Source organism: Bacillus sp. ISL-55 (assembly GCF_018613155.1).
Classification (GTDB): Bacteria; Bacillota; Bacilli; order Bacillales; family Cytobacillaceae; genus Mesobacillus.
In genome coordinates this window covers 1-20609 of record NZ_JAGGQU010000061.1, presented here as the reverse complement: position 1 = coordinate 20609, position 20609 = coordinate 1, and the positions used below count along the sequence as shown (strand labels likewise).

General features: G+C 39.8%; 26 protein-coding genes and 1 other annotated feature. Of the genes, 22 read left to right on the top strand and 4 right to left on the bottom strand.

Annotated elements, in window-relative coordinates; all coding sequences use genetic code 11:
- The first annotated feature begins 29 nt into the window (after window positions 1–29).
- The 11 genes from J7E32_RS21970 (at window position 30) to proS (ending at window position 8371) form a co-directional block, all read left to right on the top strand.
- Window positions 30–404, top strand: coding sequence for a VOC family protein (locus J7E32_RS21970; protein WP_214911700.1), 375 nt, complete (start codon window positions 30–32; stop codon window positions 402–404).
- 158 nt (window positions 405–562) lie between these two features.
- Window positions 563–1030 carry a hypothetical protein gene (locus J7E32_RS21965; protein ID WP_214911699.1) on the top strand — a complete coding sequence of 156 codons (468 nt, stop codon included), beginning with the start codon at window positions 563–565 and terminating at the stop codon, window positions 1028–1030.
- Window positions 1031–1405: 375 nt separating this feature from the next.
- A complete protein-coding gene (locus tag J7E32_RS21960; protein ID WP_214911698.1) occupies window positions 1406–1765 on the top strand; it encodes a hypothetical protein in 360 nt (119 codons plus the stop codon).
- A gap of 91 nt (window positions 1766–1856) precedes the next feature.
- On the top strand, window positions 1857–2033 hold the full coding sequence (locus J7E32_RS21955; protein ID WP_156972586.1) for an amino acid transporter: 177 nt from the start codon (window positions 1857–1859) through the stop codon (window positions 2031–2033).
- A gap of 181 nt (window positions 2034–2214) precedes the next feature.
- Window positions 2215–3234 carry an STAS domain-containing protein gene (locus J7E32_RS21950; RefSeq protein ID WP_214911697.1) on the top strand — a complete coding sequence of 340 codons (1020 nt, stop codon included), beginning with the start codon at window positions 2215–2217 and terminating at the stop codon, window positions 3232–3234.
- Between the two features lie 206 nt (window positions 3235–3440).
- Complete coding sequence (locus tag J7E32_RS21945; protein ID WP_214911696.1) at window positions 3441–3668, top strand: hypothetical protein; 228 nt, start codon at window positions 3441–3443, stop codon at window positions 3666–3668.
- Window positions 3669–3807: 139 nt separating this feature from the next.
- Window positions 3808–4233, top strand: a complete 426-nt coding sequence (locus J7E32_RS21940; protein WP_214911695.1) for a DMT family transporter — start codon at window positions 3808–3810, stop codon at window positions 4231–4233.
- A gap of 39 nt (window positions 4234–4272) precedes the next feature.
- Window positions 4273–4971 (top strand): Crp/Fnr family transcriptional regulator, encoded by a 699-nt coding sequence (locus J7E32_RS21935; RefSeq protein WP_214911694.1) that lies wholly within the window; start codon window positions 4273–4275, stop codon window positions 4969–4971.
- Window positions 4972–4982: 11 nt separating this feature from the next.
- Window positions 4983–5480: a DMT family transporter gene (locus tag J7E32_RS21930; RefSeq protein WP_214911693.1), complete on the top strand. Its 498-nt coding sequence runs from the start codon at window positions 4983–4985 to the stop codon at window positions 5478–5480.
- Window positions 5481–5650: 170 nt separating this feature from the next.
- Window positions 5651–6478, top strand: coding sequence for an STAS domain-containing protein (locus tag J7E32_RS23235; protein ID WP_214911692.1), 828 nt, complete (start codon window positions 5651–5653; stop codon window positions 6476–6478).
- Between the two features lie 190 nt (window positions 6479–6668).
- Window positions 6669–6879: a binding site (T-box leader), on the top strand.
- A 55-nt stretch (window positions 6880–6934) separates the two neighbouring features.
- Window positions 6935–8371: a proline--tRNA ligase gene (gene proS / locus J7E32_RS21920; protein ID WP_214911691.1), complete on the top strand. Its 1437-nt coding sequence runs from the start codon at window positions 6935–6937 to the stop codon at window positions 8369–8371.
- 123 nt (window positions 8372–8494) lie between these two features.
- Here proS and J7E32_RS21915 read toward each other — a convergent pair whose 3' ends face one another.
- Together J7E32_RS21915 and J7E32_RS21910 are read right to left on the bottom strand one after the other, a co-directional pair.
- Entirely contained in the window at window positions 8495–9604 is a 1110-nt protein-coding gene (locus J7E32_RS21915) for a DUF4179 domain-containing protein (protein ID WP_214911690.1), read from the bottom strand.
- Complete coding sequence (locus J7E32_RS21910; RefSeq protein ID WP_214911689.1) at window positions 9594–10172, bottom strand: RNA polymerase sigma factor; 579 nt, start codon at window positions 10170–10172, stop codon at window positions 9594–9596. The genes J7E32_RS21915 and J7E32_RS21910 overlap by 11 nt, the downstream gene beginning before the upstream one ends.
- A 250-nt stretch (window positions 10173–10422) precedes the next feature.
- On the opposite strand from J7E32_RS21910, the gene J7E32_RS21905 reads away from it, so the two are divergent.
- The 6 genes from J7E32_RS21905 (at window position 10423) to J7E32_RS21880 (ending at window position 14217) form a co-directional block, all read left to right on the top strand.
- A complete protein-coding gene (locus J7E32_RS21905; protein WP_214911688.1) occupies window positions 10423–11205 on the top strand; it encodes a GNAT family N-acetyltransferase in 783 nt (260 codons plus the stop codon).
- A gap of 251 nt (window positions 11206–11456) precedes the next feature.
- On the top strand, window positions 11457–11897 hold the full coding sequence (locus J7E32_RS21900; protein WP_214911687.1) for a DUF4275 family protein: 441 nt from the start codon (window positions 11457–11459) through the stop codon (window positions 11895–11897).
- Window positions 11898–11917: 20 nt separating this feature from the next.
- The gene (locus J7E32_RS21895; RefSeq protein ID WP_214911686.1) at window positions 11918–12355 is read left to right on the top strand and encodes a hypothetical protein; all 438 of its coding nucleotides are present in this window, start codon (window positions 11918–11920) and stop codon (window positions 12353–12355) included.
- 46 nt (window positions 12356–12401) lie between these two features.
- Window positions 12402–13013, top strand: a complete 612-nt coding sequence (locus J7E32_RS21890) for a group-specific protein (protein WP_214911685.1) — start codon at window positions 12402–12404, stop codon at window positions 13011–13013.
- A gap of 28 nt (window positions 13014–13041) precedes the next feature.
- Window positions 13042–13527, top strand: a complete 486-nt coding sequence (locus J7E32_RS21885; protein ID WP_214911684.1) for a hypothetical protein — start codon at window positions 13042–13044, stop codon at window positions 13525–13527.
- A 123-nt stretch (window positions 13528–13650) separates the two neighbouring features.
- Entirely contained in the window at window positions 13651–14217 is a 567-nt protein-coding gene (locus tag J7E32_RS21880) for a chloramphenicol phosphotransferase CPT family protein (protein WP_214911683.1), read from the top strand.
- Between the two features lie 145 nt (window positions 14218–14362).
- Here J7E32_RS21880 and J7E32_RS21875 read toward each other — a convergent pair whose 3' ends face one another.
- Window positions 14363–14713 (bottom strand): DUF2200 domain-containing protein, encoded by a 351-nt coding sequence (locus J7E32_RS21875; protein WP_214911682.1) that lies wholly within the window; start codon window positions 14711–14713, stop codon window positions 14363–14365.
- 140 nt (window positions 14714–14853) lie between these two features.
- Here J7E32_RS21875 and J7E32_RS21870 point away from each other — a divergent pair, with 140 nt between their 5' ends.
- Together J7E32_RS21870 and J7E32_RS21865 are read left to right on the top strand one after the other, a co-directional pair.
- Window positions 14854–15126: a hypothetical protein gene (locus tag J7E32_RS21870; protein WP_214911681.1), complete on the top strand. Its 273-nt coding sequence runs from the start codon at window positions 14854–14856 to the stop codon at window positions 15124–15126.
- A gap of 195 nt (window positions 15127–15321) precedes the next feature.
- A complete protein-coding gene (locus tag J7E32_RS21865; protein ID WP_483297629.1) occupies window positions 15322–17112 on the top strand; it encodes a methyl-accepting chemotaxis protein in 1791 nt (596 codons plus the stop codon).
- On the opposite strand, the gene J7E32_RS21860 is transcribed toward J7E32_RS21865, so the two are convergent.
- A complete protein-coding gene (locus J7E32_RS21860; RefSeq protein WP_214911679.1) occupies window positions 17059–17256 on the bottom strand; it encodes a hypothetical protein in 198 nt (65 codons plus the stop codon). The genes J7E32_RS21865 and J7E32_RS21860 overlap by 54 nt on opposite strands.
- A 140-nt stretch (window positions 17257–17396) precedes the next feature.
- Here J7E32_RS21860 and trhA point away from each other — a divergent pair, with 140 nt between their 5' ends.
- The 3 genes from trhA (at window position 17397) to J7E32_RS21845 (ending at window position 20253) form a co-directional block, all read left to right on the top strand.
- On the top strand, window positions 17397–18035 hold the full coding sequence (trhA, locus tag J7E32_RS21855) for a PAQR family membrane homeostasis protein TrhA (protein WP_214911678.1): 639 nt from the start codon (window positions 17397–17399) through the stop codon (window positions 18033–18035).
- A 276-nt stretch (window positions 18036–18311) separates the two neighbouring features.
- Entirely contained in the window at window positions 18312–19214 is a 903-nt protein-coding gene (locus tag J7E32_RS21850; protein ID WP_483297630.1) for a proline dehydrogenase family protein, read from the top strand.
- 175 nt (window positions 19215–19389) lie between these two features.
- Window positions 19390–20253, top strand: coding sequence for a nitroreductase family protein (locus J7E32_RS21845; protein ID WP_214911676.1), 864 nt, complete (start codon window positions 19390–19392; stop codon window positions 20251–20253).
- Window positions 20254–20609 lie beyond the last annotated feature (356 nt).

Here is a 20609-nt window from a genome sequence, read left to right as displayed (position 1 = left end):
AACCATACTATATAAAGGAGAGGTTGGTTATGAGTAAATCATTTATTGAACAAGTTCATTATATTAGAATTCCGGTAAAAAATTTGGAGCAGTCTGCACAATGGTATAGAGATATATTAGGGCTTCAATTATTAACCATTACTGAGGATCCATTTGCCATTTTAAAAGTTAATGAGGGACCATTTTTGCTTATCTTAGTTCCTACTGAAGATGATACATTTGCACATTTTACAGTTGGTAATGTCCCAGCCTTTAGCATTGGTTTTACAAGTCCAGAATTATCTAAGTTTCATACACACCTTATTGAAAATGGTGTAAAAGTTGAGGATATAAAAGAAGATAACGGACATGCCTATTTCCACTTTTTCGATTTAAATGGAAATAAACTCCAAGTGCACTGGTGAAACACATAGATCAAGATATATTAGTGAAAGAGCAAGGGGTATTCTTAATTAAAATGCTTTTTTACTTATTGAAGTAAAGATGCAGAATAGTTCTACATGGAAAACCTTGGAACTTATACTAAATATCAACCGTCAAATTAAAGGAAAGGGGGACTTGTATGAAAAGTAAGCATTTACTTTCTATTGTAGTTTTATTTGTTTTATTATTTTCCTTTTACCCCGGTAAGACATTATCAACTTCTTGGGCATATTCGTTCGTAGTTTGGGATGGATATATTTATGTCATAAGTGATGAATATGTAACGGATATTGGTAATGAAATTGGACATGTCACAAGGCATTCGGATATGAAACAGTATTCTGGTAACTTCTCTAACGCTTATAAGAAGGGTACTAAATACTATTCAATTCAGGGAATAAATACAGACCAAGCAATAGCAGTTGAGAAATCAGATGGTCAATATATAAAGGCATTTAGAGAAGCTGAATATGAACTGCGAAGTCCTTTTGCTGGTTTCTTTGATGGAGAACAAGGGTTTAATAAAACCATTGTATTTTCTGTTGTGGGTATATTAGCTATTGTTCTCATTTATAAAGTGATAAAGAATATTCGTTTAAAAGGCTAAACTATAGGGTGCGTATCTTAAAAGCAGATATGCACCGAGTAGTTAAAGGCGAAAGAGAAAGGTTTATTATCATTCATTTCTATCCAGGGTAATGTTAATTCTACCTCCAACAGTAATTTCATTCATACATATAAGATGTACTTCTATATGGCCATGAAAGAAAGGGTTGGCGATTTTCTACGGTAATGAGAGTTAACTAGTCTTCACTGGTTGCTATTGTTATAGGACTTGTTATTTGATCAGCAAATTTAATTAGATTAAACGTTATTTGCAAGTCACTCGGTTGGATTCACCAACAATAATTCCCTTGTTCGCTGAAAAAGAATTAGGAACTTTTTGCAGAGGAATGTCGTATGTAAAAAGGGGTGAATTCAGATGAAGAAAAGGTTAAAGCTCAGCTTCTATATAGTGGCCGGGAGTTATACAGCTCTTTTCCTAATATCATTTCTTATGCTCGGGAAATTTGATGGTAATATGGTTGGGATTTGCGGATTCATATTAGGTTTTATCCTCTTATTTGCTGCCTTGCCTTTTCACAAGCTCGTTTACTTCGGAGGTAGAGGGCTAATGGGTGTGCAGTCCCCCGAGATACCTGGCGATGAACATCTGCATCATAAGATCCACAAACAATACGAGAAAGAACAAATCGGTCAAAATCAAGGCAGCAGTCAGCGACAGGATGTCCTTACTATTGCAGGGATATCCATTATTTTAATTGCCGTATTCTTAGTATAAATTGTAGTTGAGTTTATCGTTGATGTGTCATTTGAAATTTAAGCTGTGTCGAAAACTTGATGGGGAACTTTATATATCTAGGAGGGCTAACATGTCGGATAAAAAGCCTATAAATGATGCAATGGAACATATGAGCAAAATTGAAGGAATCCCAACTGATGTAAATCTGAAGAAGTTGCCTAAGCCTTTAAGGTATTTTGGCTATTTCATGATTGGCTTCTTCACTCTATCGATCCTCTTTATCATGATCGCTAATTTGTTGAAATAAATTAAAGTGAAATATCAGAAATTAACTAAGTGTTCTGGTGTTAGAAAATTCATTGAAGCTAGTTAATTTAGATTAATGGAACGTACTTATCCCTTCCATCTGTTTTTTAAACCAGCAAATTGGCATTCTATTATCGTTTTAGTTAGAATGAAACTAATTCATACTATTGAGGGAGTTTTAAATGGGACATTCTAACCATCAGATAAAAGTGAACAAAAATGAGTTTGTTTGGAATAGCCAGGAAGGGGAGCTTACATTTGATGGAGCCCCGGCTTTGCTTTTCTGGGATTCAGCGATTGAGTTATTCCTGAACACGATTGAAGAAATTTCCGGAAGTGATGTATCAACTACGGTATATGAAGTTACCGGCTTCCGCATGGGTCATCTTGTCAGCTCTTACTATGAGGGCAGGACCGATGTGGTCGAATTGCTGAATGAATATAGTGATATCTACAAAAGCGCGGGCTGGGGGATATTTGAAATTCATGATTACTCTTATGAAGAGAAAAGAGCTGTCGTGAGAATCCGCAATAGCTGGGAACACCGCATATTCAAGCTGGCTGGTAAAAATAAGGCCGGAGTATTGCTGCCGAGCCATTGGGCCGGCATTTTCAGCGGATTATTCAAACAAGACATGTGGTATAAAATGACGAAAAGCCAGCAGGAGGGCCATGAATATGATGAAATTGAGATCTATCCATCAACAGTGACCATTTCGCATAACATCCATGAACTTGCAAGAAAGAAAGAACAGGAAAGCATCATGGAATTAGAAAAGAAGGTAGAGGCGCGGACGGAAGAGTTGAACTCTCTGGTACAAGAGCTTTCATCTCCAGTTATCCCGGTTCTGAATGGCATTCTCGTCATCCCGTTGATTGGTAAATATAACGAAGAGCGCATCAGCAACTTGATGGAAAAAGCATTAGTGGAACTCACCAAGCTGAAAGCTAAATACTTATTAATTGATTTAACGGGTATTAAGCAGGTCGACCCGTACACAATTCATGGTATTCAAAAATTAATCCAGTCAGTCCGCTTGATTGGTGGTCAATGTTTTATTGTCGGTGTGTCAGCGGAACTAAGCATCCAAATCTTAAGTTCTAATGTTAAAATCGAGGGTATCCAATCCTTCTCAAACCTGCAGCAGGGCGTTGAATACGCTATCCAGCAGAACGGGTATGAATTGGTGAAAAAGAATTAACCATAGGGCTGAACTGGAAAATTCCGGGTTCAGCTTTTTTATATAGTTCTGTAACCTTTCTACGCAATCAATTTGAAGTGAACAATCTATTAATCTTTTCTGCTACACCTCTTCAAACAAACGCGATTAATGCAGCAAGTTTATGTTCTTCTTGTAAAGGGAAAGAAATGAAGGAACATACAACTTAGAATAGGAGATGATAGTAGATGAAACTAAAAAATGCATTATTATCGATCCCACTAGGTGCAGGAATTTTGTTGGCCGGCTGTGCCGCGGAAGAAGAGCCGCCACCGGAAGATGAAAATAACATGGAAAACATAGAAGAGCAGGAAGATAACCAAGAACCTGACGTAACTGAAGAGCCTAGTGAAGAAAATCCAGACGAAGAAGAACCTGATTTGGATGAAGAGCCTAGTGAAGAGGATAATAATTAGTAGTGAGGAAAACACCTGTCATTGTACAGGTGTTTTTTTTGTAAAAAACAAATATAGCTTTTTTTAGGACATATGTCCTTCCCGAACCCTCTTGTTCTGTCATTTAATTAATACAAACATTAGATTTGGGGAGAGAGAAATGAAAGGTTTAATTTTTGCTTTTTTAGGGGGAGCTTTTATCACGCTTCAGGGTGTGGCTAATGCGAGGATCAGCCAGGATATCGGTACATGGCAGACGGCTTCGATTACCCAACTTACCGGGTTTTTAGCTGCTCTTTTGGTCTTGCTTTTTGCTGTAAAAGGACAATGGCAAGGGCTCAGAAAAGTGAGGCCGCTTTATTTGATTGGCGGTACGTTTGGGGCGGTTGTTGTTTTTAGTAACGTTACTGCGATCCATTTTATTGGTGTCACTCTGACAGTTTCTGCGATGTTGATCGCCCAGCTTGGGATGACGTTCCTGATTGACCGGAATGGATGGTTCGGGGTAAAAAAACAAAAAATGAGGATGCCGCAGCTGATTGGGATTACAATGATGGTAGCAGGTGTGATGATCCTGGGTTGGTAATCGAAGGGATTAACAAGATCGAAGGGGCAGGAAAAGCTAATGAAAGAATTAAAAGCAACAGAACAGATAGAAGCGTATTTGCAAGCTCACCAGATACAATCATTATTTATTGAGGAGATTTTTCCCTACCTCACTTTATTTGAATTTGAAAAAGGAGAGCAAATCTGTTCCCAGGGTGAAGCTGTTGAGTATTTATATATACTGGTTAAGGGAAAAGTGAAGATTTTTACCACTTGTGAAGAGGGTAAGACATTGATTCTTTCTTTTAAAACACCGCTTGAAGTGATAGGGGATATTGAATATGTGCAGGAAATTGATACGATCAACACCGTTGAGGCTGTTTCTCCTGTCGTCATGATTGGAGTCCGGCAAAGTGTGCTGCGGAGATTTTTAAAAGATCACGCTCCATTCCTGCAATTTTTGCTGAAGATCATTACAAGGAAATTCTATATCAAATCACAATTCATGCGCCATAACATTCTGTACCCGGTAGAGACACGATTGGCAAGCTATCTCGTGTCTGTCGCTTATGATGAAAATGAAGCGCTGGTCAATGGGAGGGTCAGTACATCGAATCTCACCGACATTGCCAATTTAATTGGCACGAGCTACCGCCATCTTAACCGGGTGATAAAGGAATTCTCCTTGAATGGCCTGGTGGAGCGGGACAAAGGAGCAATCGTAATCAAGGATTTGGAAGGACTCAAGTCTCTTGCTAAAGAAGATCTTTATGAATAGGAGGGAAAACCATGCTTTTAGGCTTAGTATTTGCATTAATAGCTGGCACGCTTGTCGGCCTGCAGAATATTTTTAACAGCAAGGTCAATGAAAAAGCGGGTTCATGGACGACAACGACTTTAGTATTAGGGTTAGGATTTCTGGCATCATTCATCCTCGGCCTGTTCTTTGAAGGAAGCAAGATGTTCGATTTGCAGCAAATGAAAGGTTGGTACTGGTTCAGCGGCTTGCTTGGAATCGGGGTCGTTGCTGGCATCGTCCAGGCAATAAAGTATCTCGGGCCGACCTTCGCAATCTCAATCGTGTTGACTTCACAGCTCGGTTTCGCGGTATTATGGGATTCATTAGGCTGGATGGGATTGGAGAAGGTACCGTTTACCTTCCAGCAACTCCTCGGTGTACTCGTCATAATAGCTGGAGCCATTGTCTTTAAGTGGAGCGAGGGAAGGGAAGAAAAAGCGGAGGTTATACCTTCCCGACATGATGCAAAAGCAGAAGCATCACACTAGTTTAGTGCTAACTTTATATGAAAACTTAAACGGTAGTTATAACTGCCGTTTTTTATTTTTTTGTTTTTATGCCAATAAGTTGATCTCAATGGTTGAAATTATATATATCCAAATAAAAGTGGTATAATTTATAAAAAGAAAAAACGGATCTGTTTATAGGAGCTGAATTTGTGAATCCAATCGAAAGATTTTCTAAATATCTTCAAGATAATGCAGATAAAATTAGTAAAGAGATTACCGATTATAATTTGAGAAAACTTGAAATTGATCTGCCTGCAGAAATAATCGAACAATCGAGGGAAACGAATAAAGCATTCATGGAATTCCTCGGTAATACACTGAACCTTTCTAAGGATGATGTGGCTGAGAGGTTCATTGCCTGGCATAAAGAAAAACAACAGAATCAACGAGAATATCAATTCAGCTATGAGGAGCTCGCCAGTATTCTGAAGCCATACGCGGAAACACGCCTTCAGCTAATTGAAATGCTGACGAAAATTTCAGTCGGTGAAGGTCTGTCCACCGAAGAAGTGGTCTTTGTCAATAATCGAATCAGCTACCTGCTCGACTTAAGTATCACGGAAACAATGATGGAGCGGGAAAAGCTCGCAAACGAGCAGAACAAAAGGAACCAAAAAATCATCACCGAGCTGTCATCGCCAATCGTTCCGCTCGAACAGGACATGGCCATTCTGCCACTTATCGGAGAGTTCGATTTCGAACGCAGCGACCATATCATGACCCATGTCATTCCAAAGATCAGTGAACTCAGAATCAAGAAACTGATCATCGACTTCTCAGGAATCGCCATGATCGATGCAGAAATCGCAGCGCGCATCTTCAATATCAATAAAGTCCTAAGGCTGATTGGAATTGAGACAATGCTGACCGGCATTCGCCCAGAACTTGCAGTCGATGTCATCAACACGGGAGTCGATTTCTCGAAATTGAACACATATGGAACAGTACAGCAGGCCATTTTGGCTAATGAAAAATAAACACCTGCAGACAAGGCGGCAGTTGAAGAACTGTCGCCTTTGATCAGGAACGTATACTTTTTCGGGAAAACTGCCTCTTATTAACTTGTCATCCGTTGGGAGTTACTGCTGTCATGGTTTGTAAGCAAAAGATACGTCCCTGCACTTCTATTTGAATTCCTGAAAGAAACTTGATATATTATTAATAAATATGAAATCTATGATGTGATCAAGTAAATAAGGATTGTGATTCCAGAGAATATAGCCTTGGCTGAAAGCTATATCACCCCTCCTTATTGAAACCTGCCACGGAGATGTTAGTGAAAAACTAACCGGGTCGTTCCGATACAAACTTTAGAGGACATTCTATGAATGTCGAACTAAGGTGGTACCACGTCTATTAGCATAAAGACGTCCTTATTAAGGACTCTTTATGCTTTTTTATTTTTACATTTGAATACTCAGGAGGAAAAGAACATGTCACAGCAAACAAATGATTTTACAAAATGGTATATTGATACGATCCAAAAAGCCGAACTATTTGATTACACACCGGTTCGCGGCTGTATTGCTTTTAAGCCGGATGGCTATGAAATCTGGGAGCACATTCAGTCGGAAATGGACAAGCGTTTCAAGGAAACAGGCCACCGAAATGCTTATTTCCCAATGTTAATTCCAGAAAGCTTCTTCCAGAAGGAAAAGGATCATATTGAAGGCTTCTCGCCAGAACTTCCATGGGTTACGGAAGCTGCAGGAGAGAAATTAGAAGAACGTCTGGCATTGAGGCCAACTTCTGAAACGATGATTGGGCATTTGTATTCTAATTGGATTAAGAGTTATCGGGATCTTCCAGTATTGATTAATCAATGGGCAAATGTATTCCGCTGGGAAAAGAAAACACTTCCATTCATCCGCACCTCTGAGTTTTTATGGCAGGAAGGTCACACAGCTCATGTTGACGAGGAAGATGCACGCAAGGAAACGATGCAAATGTTGAATATTTATAAAGAAGTGGTCGAAGGATTGCTTGCCATTCCAGTTTATGACGGACAAAAAACGCCGTCTGAACGATTTGCTGGTGCTGTTGATACTTACTCAATTGAAGCAATGATGAGGGATGGAAAAGCCGTTCAGGCAGGAACATCCCACTTCCTGGGTACGAAATTTGCGGAAGCATTTGATATTAAATACCTGAATAAAGAAAACAAACACACATTTGTGCATACAACATCATGGGGGACGTCTACTCGTTTGATTGGTTCCGTTATCATGGTGCACGGAGACGAACAGGGTCTGGTACTGCCGCCAAGAATCGCGCCAACTCAAGTGGTCCTGATCCCAGTTGGCCCGTGGAAAAAGAACCCGGCCATCATCGAGAAATTGGATGAGATTTTTGCCGCTTTAAAAGCAGAAGGCATACGCGTTCGACTTGATGATTCAGATCAATCACCAGGATATAAATTCAATGAGTGGGAGCTGAAAGGTGTTCCTGTCCGGATTGAACTAGGGCCGCGCGATTTAGATCAAAATCAAGGCTTGATGAAGGCTAGGGATATGGATGAAAAAGTTTCTGTGCCTTTAGAATCCATGGTCGAAAAAGTCAAAAACGAACTAGAAACAATGCAGACTCGTCTGTTCGAAAAAGCAAAAGCGTTCCGTGAGCAGAATTCACATACTCATATCGATAGCCTTGAACAGCTCGAACAGCATATTGCAGAGTCACAGGCAAATGAAACCATCCCTGGATGGGTTTTAGCTGGCTGGTGCGGAGACGATGCTTGTGAAGCAAGCGTAAAAGAAAAAACAAAATTCACAACACGAAACATCCCATTCAACCCACCAGCAGAAAAACACACTTGCATCCACTGTGGCAGCGAATCAAAACACACAGTCTGGTTTGCACGCGCTTATTAAGGGAAGCGATGATAAAAGACGGAGTGATTGTCTATTAGAGGGAAGCACAGGGACGTACCTTAAGCTTCTTGTAAAACATTAAACTTCTCAAAAAAAGCAAAGGGAATGATCCCTTTGCTTTTTTTATTTAAATTGCTTTTCCTCCATATTAAATTCCTTTTTATCCTTTGTCCTTACAACGATTCTATATGGGTCTTGCTTTACTTTTGGCCATATTTCATCTGATTTGATGAATTCCTCGGCCATTGTATAAAGGTCTGTGGCGAGAGAGGCTGCTTCTTTGTCGGTGCTTTTCATTTTCATGGTGATGAAAATAGTCATCAACCCATCTTTACTTTTATAGCCGACGCCGGAGACTTTGTATTTTTTATAGGTCATGAATTCATGTCCCATTCCTGAAACTGCATCACTCCAGCGGGCGTATTGGTCTCGTTTGACTACATCAAACTTCCTGATTTTGACCCCAACATGATCTTTGCCGTTTGCTGCGAGGGCATTCTCTACAGCTTTTTTGATTTGATCCACTTTTTCCTGGGTTTCGTTATTGGGGATTTCAATTTCAACTTCATCTTTCATATAACCGACAGAGTGCTGATAATTAAATGGTTCCAGGGCCGCCTGGACGATTTGGAACACTTCGTCCGTTTCCTTTTCGATTTCAGCTTGTTCCTGTTTCCATTCTTCAGAAGGTTCGCGATGCGGTTTTACTTTTACAAAATAATCCTCGATTCTCGTCCCTTTGAATTCCTTGCTCCTAACCATTTCATATCCGATTTTTAAAACATTATGTTGCATATCCTGATACTGTTTTTCTGGGGTATCCAATATAATTATGATGCCTTCATCGCCACCTCCGACAAACTCGTTCACTTGCTTCACAGGGTATCCTTCTTTTTTCAAGGCCTGAGTCAGTCTTTCTGACAAGTCCTGCTCGGGGTCATTATAAATTGCGCTTAACGGTGGGATCTTTGATACCACTTTAGCCATCGTCGGGGAAACGAACCCTGAACCAACAAATAACATGAAGCTGGCTGCGATCGCAGCAGTTGTTACACCTGCTTTTTTCCAAAATGTCCACTGCTTTTTTAATGCTTTATTGAACCCTTCAAGATCACGGCCAACTCGATTGCTCCGCTCATCTTCAAATTCACCAGCTGCAAATCTCCCTGGCAATTCTTTTGTGAACTTCTGCAGCGAATCAGGGATCTGCCTTTTATCCTTATCATATCCCATATGAATTCTCCTCCATTTGAAAGTGCTTATTCTTTTTCACCATTTCTCCGAGCTTTTTCCTGCCACGTGACAGCCTTGTTTTTACCGTATTGCTGTTTTCATTGAGGATGAGACTGATTTCCTTTATCGACAAGTTTTCGTAATAAAACAGCAGTAAAGGGACTCGCTGGTCATCCTTTAGAGAGGTAATTAGCTGCAACAGTTCCTGCTTTGTTTCCATTTCTTCAGCTTTTTCCTGAGCTGACTCTGATCTCATCTTGTCGATCGCTTCTGGATTATCTTCTATATCAATAACATGATTTCGTTTTTGCTTTCGATAAACGTCGATCGAACGAGTATAGACGAGCCGGTAAAACCATGCTTTAAAATGGCGAATCTCGACATCTCGCATAATACTTAGATAGCAGTCTTCGAGGGCAATCTGGACAGCATCTTCAGCCAGCTCCCGTGAACCAAGTATGAGATAAGCCGTCCGGTAAGCCGAAGAAAGCAGACTTTCAACCAGCTGGCTGAACGCTTCTCCATTACCTGTCCGGATTTGTTTTATTAATTTCTGTTCCTCACTCACTGGGCACCTCCATAAGTTATTTTCACTAGTATGTCGTTCAAAAAGGGTATGTTGGTTTCATTTTTTGCAAAAAAATAACTGAATCAGTTTTACTTTAGTCCAATCCTGCAAGAGCCGGATAGTAAAGAGCTATGTGTTGATTGTCCTATACTATTATATAATGAAACAACTTCTGAACTTGGATATTTATGCTAAAATCAATCTTGGATAGCTGCGTTTTTCAGACAATTGAATGAGGGGAATGAGTTACATGTTAGATAAAATACTTGAGTTGGACTTTGCTTACCTTGCTACCTTTACTACTCGTCACGACCGGGAGTGGGGTTTTCTATTTTTAAATGAAAATCAGCCTGCCTATTATGATGCGAATCATGCCCATATTCGCAAACCAGTTGAACATCCAGCAAATGTTGTGGAAGAAGTTATTTCCTTTTATCAGGAAAAGAACATCATTCCGCGGTTTTACATTTACAGTCCAGATGAACAACCTGCTTTACTGCGCGAATTAAAATCAAAAGGATTTGGATATGAGGAATTGCCAAGCCCTGTCCAATTATGGGATCAAAAAGTGATGAACGTTGAGAGAAATGATGCTATTGCGATTGAAGAAGTTACGGAAGCAAACTATCAAGAAGCATTAGAAATCGAATGCAGCATCAAAGAGATTGGCGGCCGTGAAGTTCGAGAAAAGGCTTTAAAGGAAGAATTCGATCATCCTGCATATCAACATTTCTTATTAAGGTACAATGGTGTCGCCTGTTCCACTGCCTGTATTTTCGCTCATGGCAGACAAGCGCGAATGGAGAGTGTAGCGACATTAGAGGAATACCGAGGAAAAGGGTTAATTGGCTACATCATTCAACATATTCAACAAGTAGTAGAAAAACAGGGCTTTGAGAACCTATGGGTGTTTCCTATTAATGAAAGGGTTGAAAAGGTATATAATCGCTATGGTTTTGATACAGTCATGACACTGAAGACTGGCCATGCCTTTTTAGGCGGAAAAAGCATTATCGAACTTCAAAATCGTTAACTCTCGGTTGCGTTAGTATTTTTCCGTAAAAAAAGAGCGATCCTGCAGCTATCATTGTGCAGGTGATTTCTAAATTCTTCTAATGGAAACTTCAATTGAATCATCTAGCTGTCAAAAGAGCTTCCGATTCCAAGCCGGGAGCTCTTTGATTTTTCAGGGTACAATCTTATGCTTATGACAAGTACTGATTTAAAGGAATAAAACCTTATAAAGGAGAATCAATAATAAGGTAGTCTCAGAGGAGGCGGAGTATGGACTTCTATCAAAAACTAAAAAGCAAAAAAATAGTAGTCAGTAAGACAGATGACTTCGGATATGATTTGCGAAAGAAGTGGGAAGATGTATTTGCATCGCATTTAAGTCCTTTGGAAAAAAAGCAAATCTATTTGCATTCAGGCAGTGGAGCGAGCGGGTATTTGTGGCATGTGTTCAGCTATGATAAAAGAAAGTGTGAAAAGGAAGAACAGGCAGAGCTGGCATTCGAAAAACAATATAAAGATACTTGCCTGATTTTCTTTCAGCATTCTGATGATGTATTACTAGTAGAGAATGCATATGATTTGAATACGGCAGACCTTTTACTGGCCGATGGGGAGTATGCGGATTTATACGTTGTTGAACAAGAGTATAAATGGACATATGTTGTCACCCATGAAAGAGGATGGATCGGACCATTTTTTTGCAAAAGATGAATGAGGATGGGGGAATGACTATGATTCTAAGAAAATTGATTTCTGCCTTTGGCGCAACGATGGTGATGGTGATCTTGTTGTCAGTACTTGATCAGTCCGGGGTAGGGCTTTTTTTCGGGATGTACATCCTGCCCATTGTATTAATCTATGGAATTCCATCCTCGATCTTGTCTGATTTTCTTACCAGAAGAACAGGTGGGCTAAAAAGAATGGCTGCTGCAGGATTGCTTCATGTGTTCCTTGGGGCGTTATTTGTTGTAGTGCCAACTTTGATATTTGCTACAGAACAATCAAACTGGCTCACCAGTATACGGAACAATGGTTTCTTATTTTTTTACGCGGTATTGTCTGCTTTCTTCTTTTGGTGCTTTGATGAGGCATTCAAAAGTGAGTGGTGTAGTGATTTAAGGCGGAAGTGTCTTGGGATATTAAAAAGGATTGGCGCTCTGAGGATTTAGCCAGGAGTGGTCATAACAATAAAAGAAATAAGAGAGGAATAGGCAAATGCCAGATATACAGGAAGTATACAATAGCGGATTTGAAATGGAAGTTACGGCACCTTATTCGTTAAATTATTTAATGACTATTCAAAACCTGTACTTAAACAGCAAAAATAAAGAGAGTGAAAGACCTTTGTTTCCCTATGTTGATAGTTCAAATTGGGGGATTCTCGAGGAAGATTTTGAAGAGACCTTTGCTGCAGTTTGGCAGGAAGCTGTCGATCAGAACTCTCAGAATCATATGTATGACCACAATGGAGCACTTGAATTTGATAAAGCGATATATCAAAAGTTGTTTAAGAAAAATGAATCGGGTTCTTTCGGCTACTCAGAAAGTGTGAAGTTCTTTTTAGCCTGGTGGAACGGGCTATATGGAAAGATGGCCATTGAGGGCATGTTTGACTTGGATAGAATGGAAGAGGTTTACAAAGAGTTATCTGCATCGATAAAAATCGATAAACGCTTAAGAATTCATTTGGTTTATGACAAAACCGTATTAACTGGCAGAAGCGAACGTCCGTGGTATGCAGTGGTGCCAATTGAAGATGTTTTTATCCCTGGTAAACGACCAGAGTTGCTAGCGAATTTATTAAAGTGTTGTAAGGGTATTGGTTAGATTTGTATTAATGAATGGAGGTAAGCTATTGTTTTTATACCATAGGGTTATTAAAGATGATGATGACTTAGGTATACGCCCGCAAAGGGTTTTAAAAGAAGGATTAAATCGTACAACAGCAACAAGATGGTATTCAAGAGGTGCTAATTTCTTTCCAGAACTGACAGAACGTTTCAGGCCGGAAAATTCACCGAAATGGATTGATTTTAAAGTTGCTTTCGGTGCAGATTTAGAACCACATGAAAAACCTTACTATCGCTTTCCAATGTTCAGTGAGAAAATTTTAGTTTTTAATTTCGATATATCAAGTGAATTATTCGCTCATCTTGAAGATCTATATGATGGGGGTAAAGGGAACTTTGTTGAAGGATTACCTTCAAAAGAGGAATTAATTAAAGAATACTGGAAAAGTATGATTCCTCTTTCAGAGTACTTGAAGCTCAAACCTTATAATAATCCTGAAGTTTACATTTTTGAACAAGTCCCGGCAGGAATAATTGAGTTTATGGAGTAAAGAGAGCTAAGGGGTCAATGGGTCCTGTTAACAAAGCAGTTACTGACTTAAGCAGGAATCTAAATATAGACATTGAATTTTATAGAGTATGGTTTATATCTGAGGTAATTGGAGTGTGCTTTTGTGGAAAAAGGAATGATAGTTGTTTTAAACGGTGTATCAAGTTCAGGAAAATCAACTTTAGCAAAGGAACTGACAAAGTTACTTCCTGACTTTTTTTCTTTTAGCGTGGATGATTATGATTTAGTCATAGAAAAGATGGAAGATAGGGAAAACGAGCGGCTAATACCCATAGAAACAGAATATTTTTATTATAAAAATGTGGCAATGTTCTCAGATCGAGGAGTTAATTTGATATTAGATCAAATCCTCCATGACCCCATTACGTTACAGAATTTTTATGAAACGTTCAAATCTTACCCAATTCTTCTTGTGGGGGTTCATTGTCCTGTCGAAGAGCTAACACGTAGAGAAAAGTTAAGAGGAGACCGCCGAATCGGGCAGGCAAACTCTCAGCTCAGTTTTGTACATAAGCAAGAAATATATGATATTGAAGTGAATACGTTCTCCAACTCAATGGTGGAATGTGCAAAGGAAATTGTGGATTGTATAGAAAGGAATACAAAATTAATGGGATTTGAAAAATCCCTTGAGCAATTCGAATCTGCAAGGAGAAGTAATAACCATTGATGAATCGGTAATGTAAAAGGTTTTCTTATCTAGAACTGGCGGGTGCATATCTTCATTAAAGAAGGTATGCACCGAGTGGTTTCATACATTAACAATGGCCTTTACCAGTTTGTATTCATTACAATATAAGGTCAGTGCTGTTTAATTATTTCCGCAAAATCTTCTCCATCTTTTTCCCCTTTGCCAGCTCATCAATCAGCTTGTCCAGGTAGCGGATTTCTCTCATCGTTGGTTCCTCGATCTCTTCAATTCGGACACCGCAAATCACACCTTTGATCAAATCTCTCGAAGGATTCATTTTAGGAGCCTCTGCAAAGAAGGTCTCAAAGTCTGTCTGTTTTTCCAGTATTGCTTCTAAATCTTCCTGGCTATACCCTGTCAACCAGGTAATGATTTCATCCACTTCTGCTTTCGTCCGTCCTTTTCTTTCCGCCTTTTTCACGTAAAGTGGATAGACACTTGCGAAACTCATTGTGTAGACTTTATGTTTAGCCATGGTACAACTCCCTGGTAATCGTTTTCTTCATTATAGTACGAAGAATTGGTGTGTTCAAATGTCTTTTATTACTGAAATCAAAGGAAATTGCCCTGCAGAGAAAGAATATTAATGGATATGAAGCAGGGGGTGTGTGGTTGATGGCTAAAACAATACTTTCTAACAAAGAAAGTAAGGTTACTAGAACGATTTTCGATGGAAGTTCTTTTTTTCGTATGCTCCGCTTTGTCTTCTTATTAATTCTTTCCTTCTTATTGGTGTATATCTACTATCTGTATCTTACAGGCAACCTTCATAAAACAATCCTAAACCTCTGGTCCAATCATCAAAAGATTATCATACCGCTATCGATTTTTACTGTCTATTCATGGATTATTTTTCAAATGGGCGTTTGGAGAGGAAAAAGAAGATAAGGCAATAAAAGATTATGATGGATGGCAGCAGGGAGATGTATGCACTGCTTTTTTCATTCATCTAAAGAGTGGGGACACTCCCACTTCAGTTTGTTCACAATTCTGACAAATGTGAAAGGTTTCTCTTCAAGAAATTGTTAAATCCATCACTGCATCATGGTAAGATATTCATATTGACACGGGTAAAAACTACCTATGAATTCACTATACTTTTATGAGGTGCCAACATTGATGTTTTTGAAGAAGAGAGAGAATGCAGCGTTTTTTAAAAATGAAGGAATCACGGATATTGAAACGAATGAAAGATTCAGAGAGAAGCTTCTATTCCTGGGAATCACACAGGAGAATCGCGAAGCTGTAAAGGAATTGCAGGCGATCTATCATCAGCACCATGAGGAAATTCTGACAAGATTTATCGATCGTTTCCTGGAGATTCCGCAGCTCAGCGAGAAAGTGGAGCAACAAATGTCCCGGGAAAAATTGACGGAAGTTTTTCACGTGTATCTGATCAGTCTATTTGAAGACGATCTTGATTTACATTACATATTCAAGCGACGGGCAATTGCGGACATCCATGAAAAAATCGGTTTGACTCCGGATTGGATGATTCCAGCTTTTCATTTGTTAAGCCAAGAAATCACCGATAAAATTGCCGGGAAGCTGATGAAAAAGCCGGAGCAGATGCTTAATGCTATCGCTGCTTTCCAGGCTTTGGTCACCGTCGATCAGCAGCTGATTGTGGAAACTTATATGGAGCACACGGCGAGTGATTTTATCAACGGGTTGTCTGAAATCATAGAATTCAATGCGAATATTAACGAGACGAAAGAACTGCTGGACTATCAGGCTAAACAGGTGAGTGAAGCACAGGCCATCAATGCGTCCATGGAGGAATTGGCAGCGTCCACTGAAGAGATAGCCTCCTCTATTGGTGAGGTTAATAGTCTTACAGTTGAAAAGCTGGATGATCTTAATAAGGGAATCAGCCATTTGGGAACCGTCACATCTACATTCAAGGAAATTGATCAACAGCAGTCCCATGTGGTTGAATCTGTAAATGAATTGAATAGCAAAGTGATGAGCATGAAGGGTGTCATCTCCTTCATTCATGAAATAGCAGAGCAGACCAATTTACTTGCGCTGAATGCATCGATTGAAGCTGCAAGGGCGGGCGAGCACGGAAAAGGATTTGCCGTTGTGGCAGAAGAAGTCCGCAAGCTTGCGGACCACACAAAGAACTCTTTGTCTTCCATCAACGGAGACATTGTCGATCTGAGCAATATTTCAGGAACCATCACGAATCATTTCCAATCCATTACTGAAAACCTGCATAAAGGGGTCAAGTATTCCACGAATGTAGAAGAAGAATTGCAAAAGCTGAATGGCAATCTGCAAAAGGTTGGGGTAAGCTTCAGTGAAATTTCTGCAGTTACAGAGGAACAGGCAGCAACTGCCGATGATGTGGTCAATCGCAATCAGAATATTGTCGAGGCCATTGAAAAAGGAGAAGCCATTGCAAGAAAAACAGGCCAGGCTGTCTATGACCTTAGCAAAATGATAGACAAATACCGAACCACAGCCATTTCGCAAAATATGAAATACAGCCAGGAAGACTTGATCGAGTTATCGATCACCGACCATTTATTGTGGCGCTGGAGAGTGTACAACATGATCCTCGGCTTCGAGCATCTGACAGAAAAAGATGTTGCTTCGCACACAAATTGCCGCCTTGGCAAATGGTATTATGGATTCGCTGAAAAGCTGATCGGTCATGAACCGGCATACAAAAAGCTCGAAGAACCACATATCAAGGTCCATGAACTGGCAAGAAGAGCTGTAAAAGAAATCAATGAAGGCAATAAGCTAAAAGCAGAACATACACTCCAAGAAATCACCGAAGTATCAAAAGAAGTCATCTCTTTGATGCACGAACTACAACAGAAATTGATTCAGAAGAAGCAAAGCTATGTACAAACCTTGATCTAGAAAAGACAGTAAGGGGCATTTCACAGAAAATGCTCCTTTTTTAAAAGATAAAAATGTATATATTTCTTCGAGAATTGTCCAGCTCCAGCGCCTAGCCCCTCGAGTCGCTTCGGTCCGCCCAATGAAGTCAAAGAACGACTTCACCGGTCGGCCCTCCAGCGCTTGTCGGGGCTGACCAAGGCGCTTGCGCTTTTCTTATTGAACAGCAACCAGAATCCTTCATGAACTGCTCATGTTCTACTATAATAGAAGAAAGCGACAACAAGAGAAAAGGAGTCAACAGTATGGCCAATGTACATATCTTTACGAAGAGAGAAGAAATCGCCAACGCAATCATCCATGGAATCGGTGGACTGTTAAGCATCGCCGCCCTCGTCATCCTAATCGTATTCGCTTCCCTGTACGGAACAGCCTGGCATGTCGTGAGTTTCACCTTATTCGGCGTGACCATGGTGCTGTTATATACATCGTCAACCCTCGTCCACAGCTTCCCGCCCGGCAAAGCAAAGGACTTTTTTGAAATCATGGATCACTCATCCATCTATTTTTTCATTGCCGGCACCTATACACCATTCCTTTTCATCGCTGTAAAAGGAGCTTTAGGATGGACGCTGTTCGGAATCGTCTGGGGACTATCCATCGCCGGAACAGTATTCAAATCTCTGTTCGTTAAACGCTTCCTGCATACATCCACTGTGTTATACGTCGTCATGGGCTGGCTAATAGTATTCGCCTGGGGACCACTGACACAGAATGTATCATCAGAAGGACTGGTATTTCTGGTGATCGGAGGAGTCCTGTATACAGTCGGAGCCATCTTTTATGTCTGGCGCGGGTTTCATTACCACCATGCAATATGGCATTTATTTGTATTAGCAGGATCGATCATGCACTTTTTTGCGGTTTTGGGTTTGTTGCCGTGATTGCATTTTTATAGCTTGTTAGAACGGAAAGTGGCAGAAACTAAGGGTTCGCCATTTAAGTGCAAATTAACAGTGCTTATTGCACAGTAATTCTCAGTTGATTTAGACGGTACTTAGGAAGTTAAATTAGCATACAAGAAGCTCAGAGTTATAAAATGCTCTGAGCTTTCTTTTGTGTATTGCAGCAAATAATAAAGTTATTGTGAAAATGAAAAGGGTATCTACCATATAAGGAAGCATCTCAATAAAAAACAGAAAGGATAATGTGCAGTGGCTATAGCGAGAGATTTTTTCATAGCGTTGTCAAAAAATCAGTTATTTAATGCTAGTGCAAAAAAATGGGGATTCAAACTCGGGGCGGGAAAGGTTGTAGCAGGAACTGACACAGATGGAATGATCCAATCAGTGAAGAATTTAAACTCTCATGGTATTAGTGCAACAGTAGACCATCTAGGTGAATTTGTTTATTCTAAACATGAAGCAATAGAAGCCAAAGAGACTGTCCTAAAAACACTGCAAGCCATTAAACAATCAGGTGTAAACGCACATTTATCAATTAAGTTAACACAACTGGGATTAGATGTTGATCAAGAATTTTGCCTGAAAAACATGCGCGATATAATGAAAACAGCAAAAGAATACGGAATATTTGTTAATATAGATATGGAAGATTACAGTCATCTCCAAATGACATTTGATATAATAAAGCAGCTTCAAGTTGAATACGATAACATCGGTACAGTCATTCAAGCCTATCTCTACAGGTCAGAACACGATATTGAGAATTTAAAGCATATGAGGCTGCGACTTGTAAAAGGAGCATATAAAGAAAATGCTCAAGTATCTCTGCAGAAAAAAGAGGAAATCGATGCGAATTACGTGAAACTAATCAAGAAACGATTGCTGCATCCAGGATTCACCTCAATCGCGACACATGATCATAATATCATCCATGCAGTTAAACAATTTGTGATTGAAAATGATATTCCGAAAGACAAGTTTGAATTCCAAATGCTGTATGGCTTCCGGACAGATATGCAACATGAACTAGTAGAAGAAGGATATTCCTTCTGTACCTACGTACCCTATGGAAATGACTGGTATGGATATTTCATGAGAAGACTGGCAGAACGGCCGCAAAATTTGAATCTGGTGTTGAAGGGTTTAGTGGCGAAATAAATGCTTGGGGATTGAATGGAAGATAGGGAGAAGCAGGGGACGTATCATCTGCATATAGTTTAGTTATGCAAATAGACGATAATTTCCTTCATTGGAACAAAGTATGGAAGTCTTGCTTTTATTCTGTTTGGAAGCGTAAGGTACGTCCCTTTGCTCACGTTGAAAGAGGTGCATAATGAGTAATAATAAGTCGGCTATTGAAACGATGAAAAATCGTCAGTCTATCAGAACATACGATTCAAAAAAGCTTTCTAAATCTGATTACAATAGGATCGTAGAATACATAGCAACTGAAGACAATTTAATAGGACCTTTTGGCAATAAAGGGCGAATTGAGCTTGTTCAGATTACCAACAATGTCTCAGAAAAAGGAATCAAGCTTGGAACCTATGGATTTATTAAAAATCCGCAGGTCTATCTGGTCGGTCTGTGTAAAAATAAGAAATACTCCTTACTGGAATTCGCCTTTACTTTTCATAAGCTGGTGCTCTATTTGACAGAGCTTGGGCTGGGAACATGCTGGATGGGCGGCACCTTCAGCAGGAATTCCTTTGAAAGAGAAATTCAGCTTGCAGAAGGAGAGTTCATTCCATGTATCACGCCATCAGGCTATCCTCAACAAAAGCAAAGAGTATTTGATAAAGCGCTTCGTTATGTAGTGAAAGCCGATAATAAAAAACCTTGGGATCAGTTGTTTTTTGACGGGAGTTTTGCAGATCCGCTTGATAAAGCAAATGCCGCACAATTAGAGATTCCCATCGAGATGGTGAGGCTGGGGCCTTCAGCATCGAACAAACAGCCATGGAGACTAGTGTTGTCTGAAGATCGGCAAAAGTGCCATTTTTATATTGAACACACCCCGAATTACAGCACAAGGCTAGGATATGACATGCAAATACTCGATATTGGCATCGCAATGGCTCAGTTTGGGTTGGCATGTGAGGAACTGGATATCAAGGGTCACTGGAAAATTGCAGACCCCGGACTAGAGATCCCGAACAGTGTGACAGAGTATATGGTTAGCTGGACACAGGATTAAAAAGTAAAAACACTATTACTTTTAAGAATGATCTTTAGTTTAGCAGAATAAATGTAGCATTTTAGGTAGCTGTTACGTAGGCTGTCAGGAGAAAGTAGCAGGACGTGAATTGTAAAAACGAACAAATTTAGAGATTTTAGTGACCAAAAAATCACAAAGGAATCAAATGGAACTTTTCAGTAAATAGGTAGCAAAGGTACGTCCCATGCTTCCTTGTATTTGTTGACCCCATCAGAGTTCTTATTGGAGTTTTTGGCTTATATATATTAGCTAATTGAAAACGGCTTCTAGCAAGAAAAGGCTGAACCAGGTAAGGTGCTGGTTCAGCCTTTTTATTGTGAAAATGAAAACCCCGG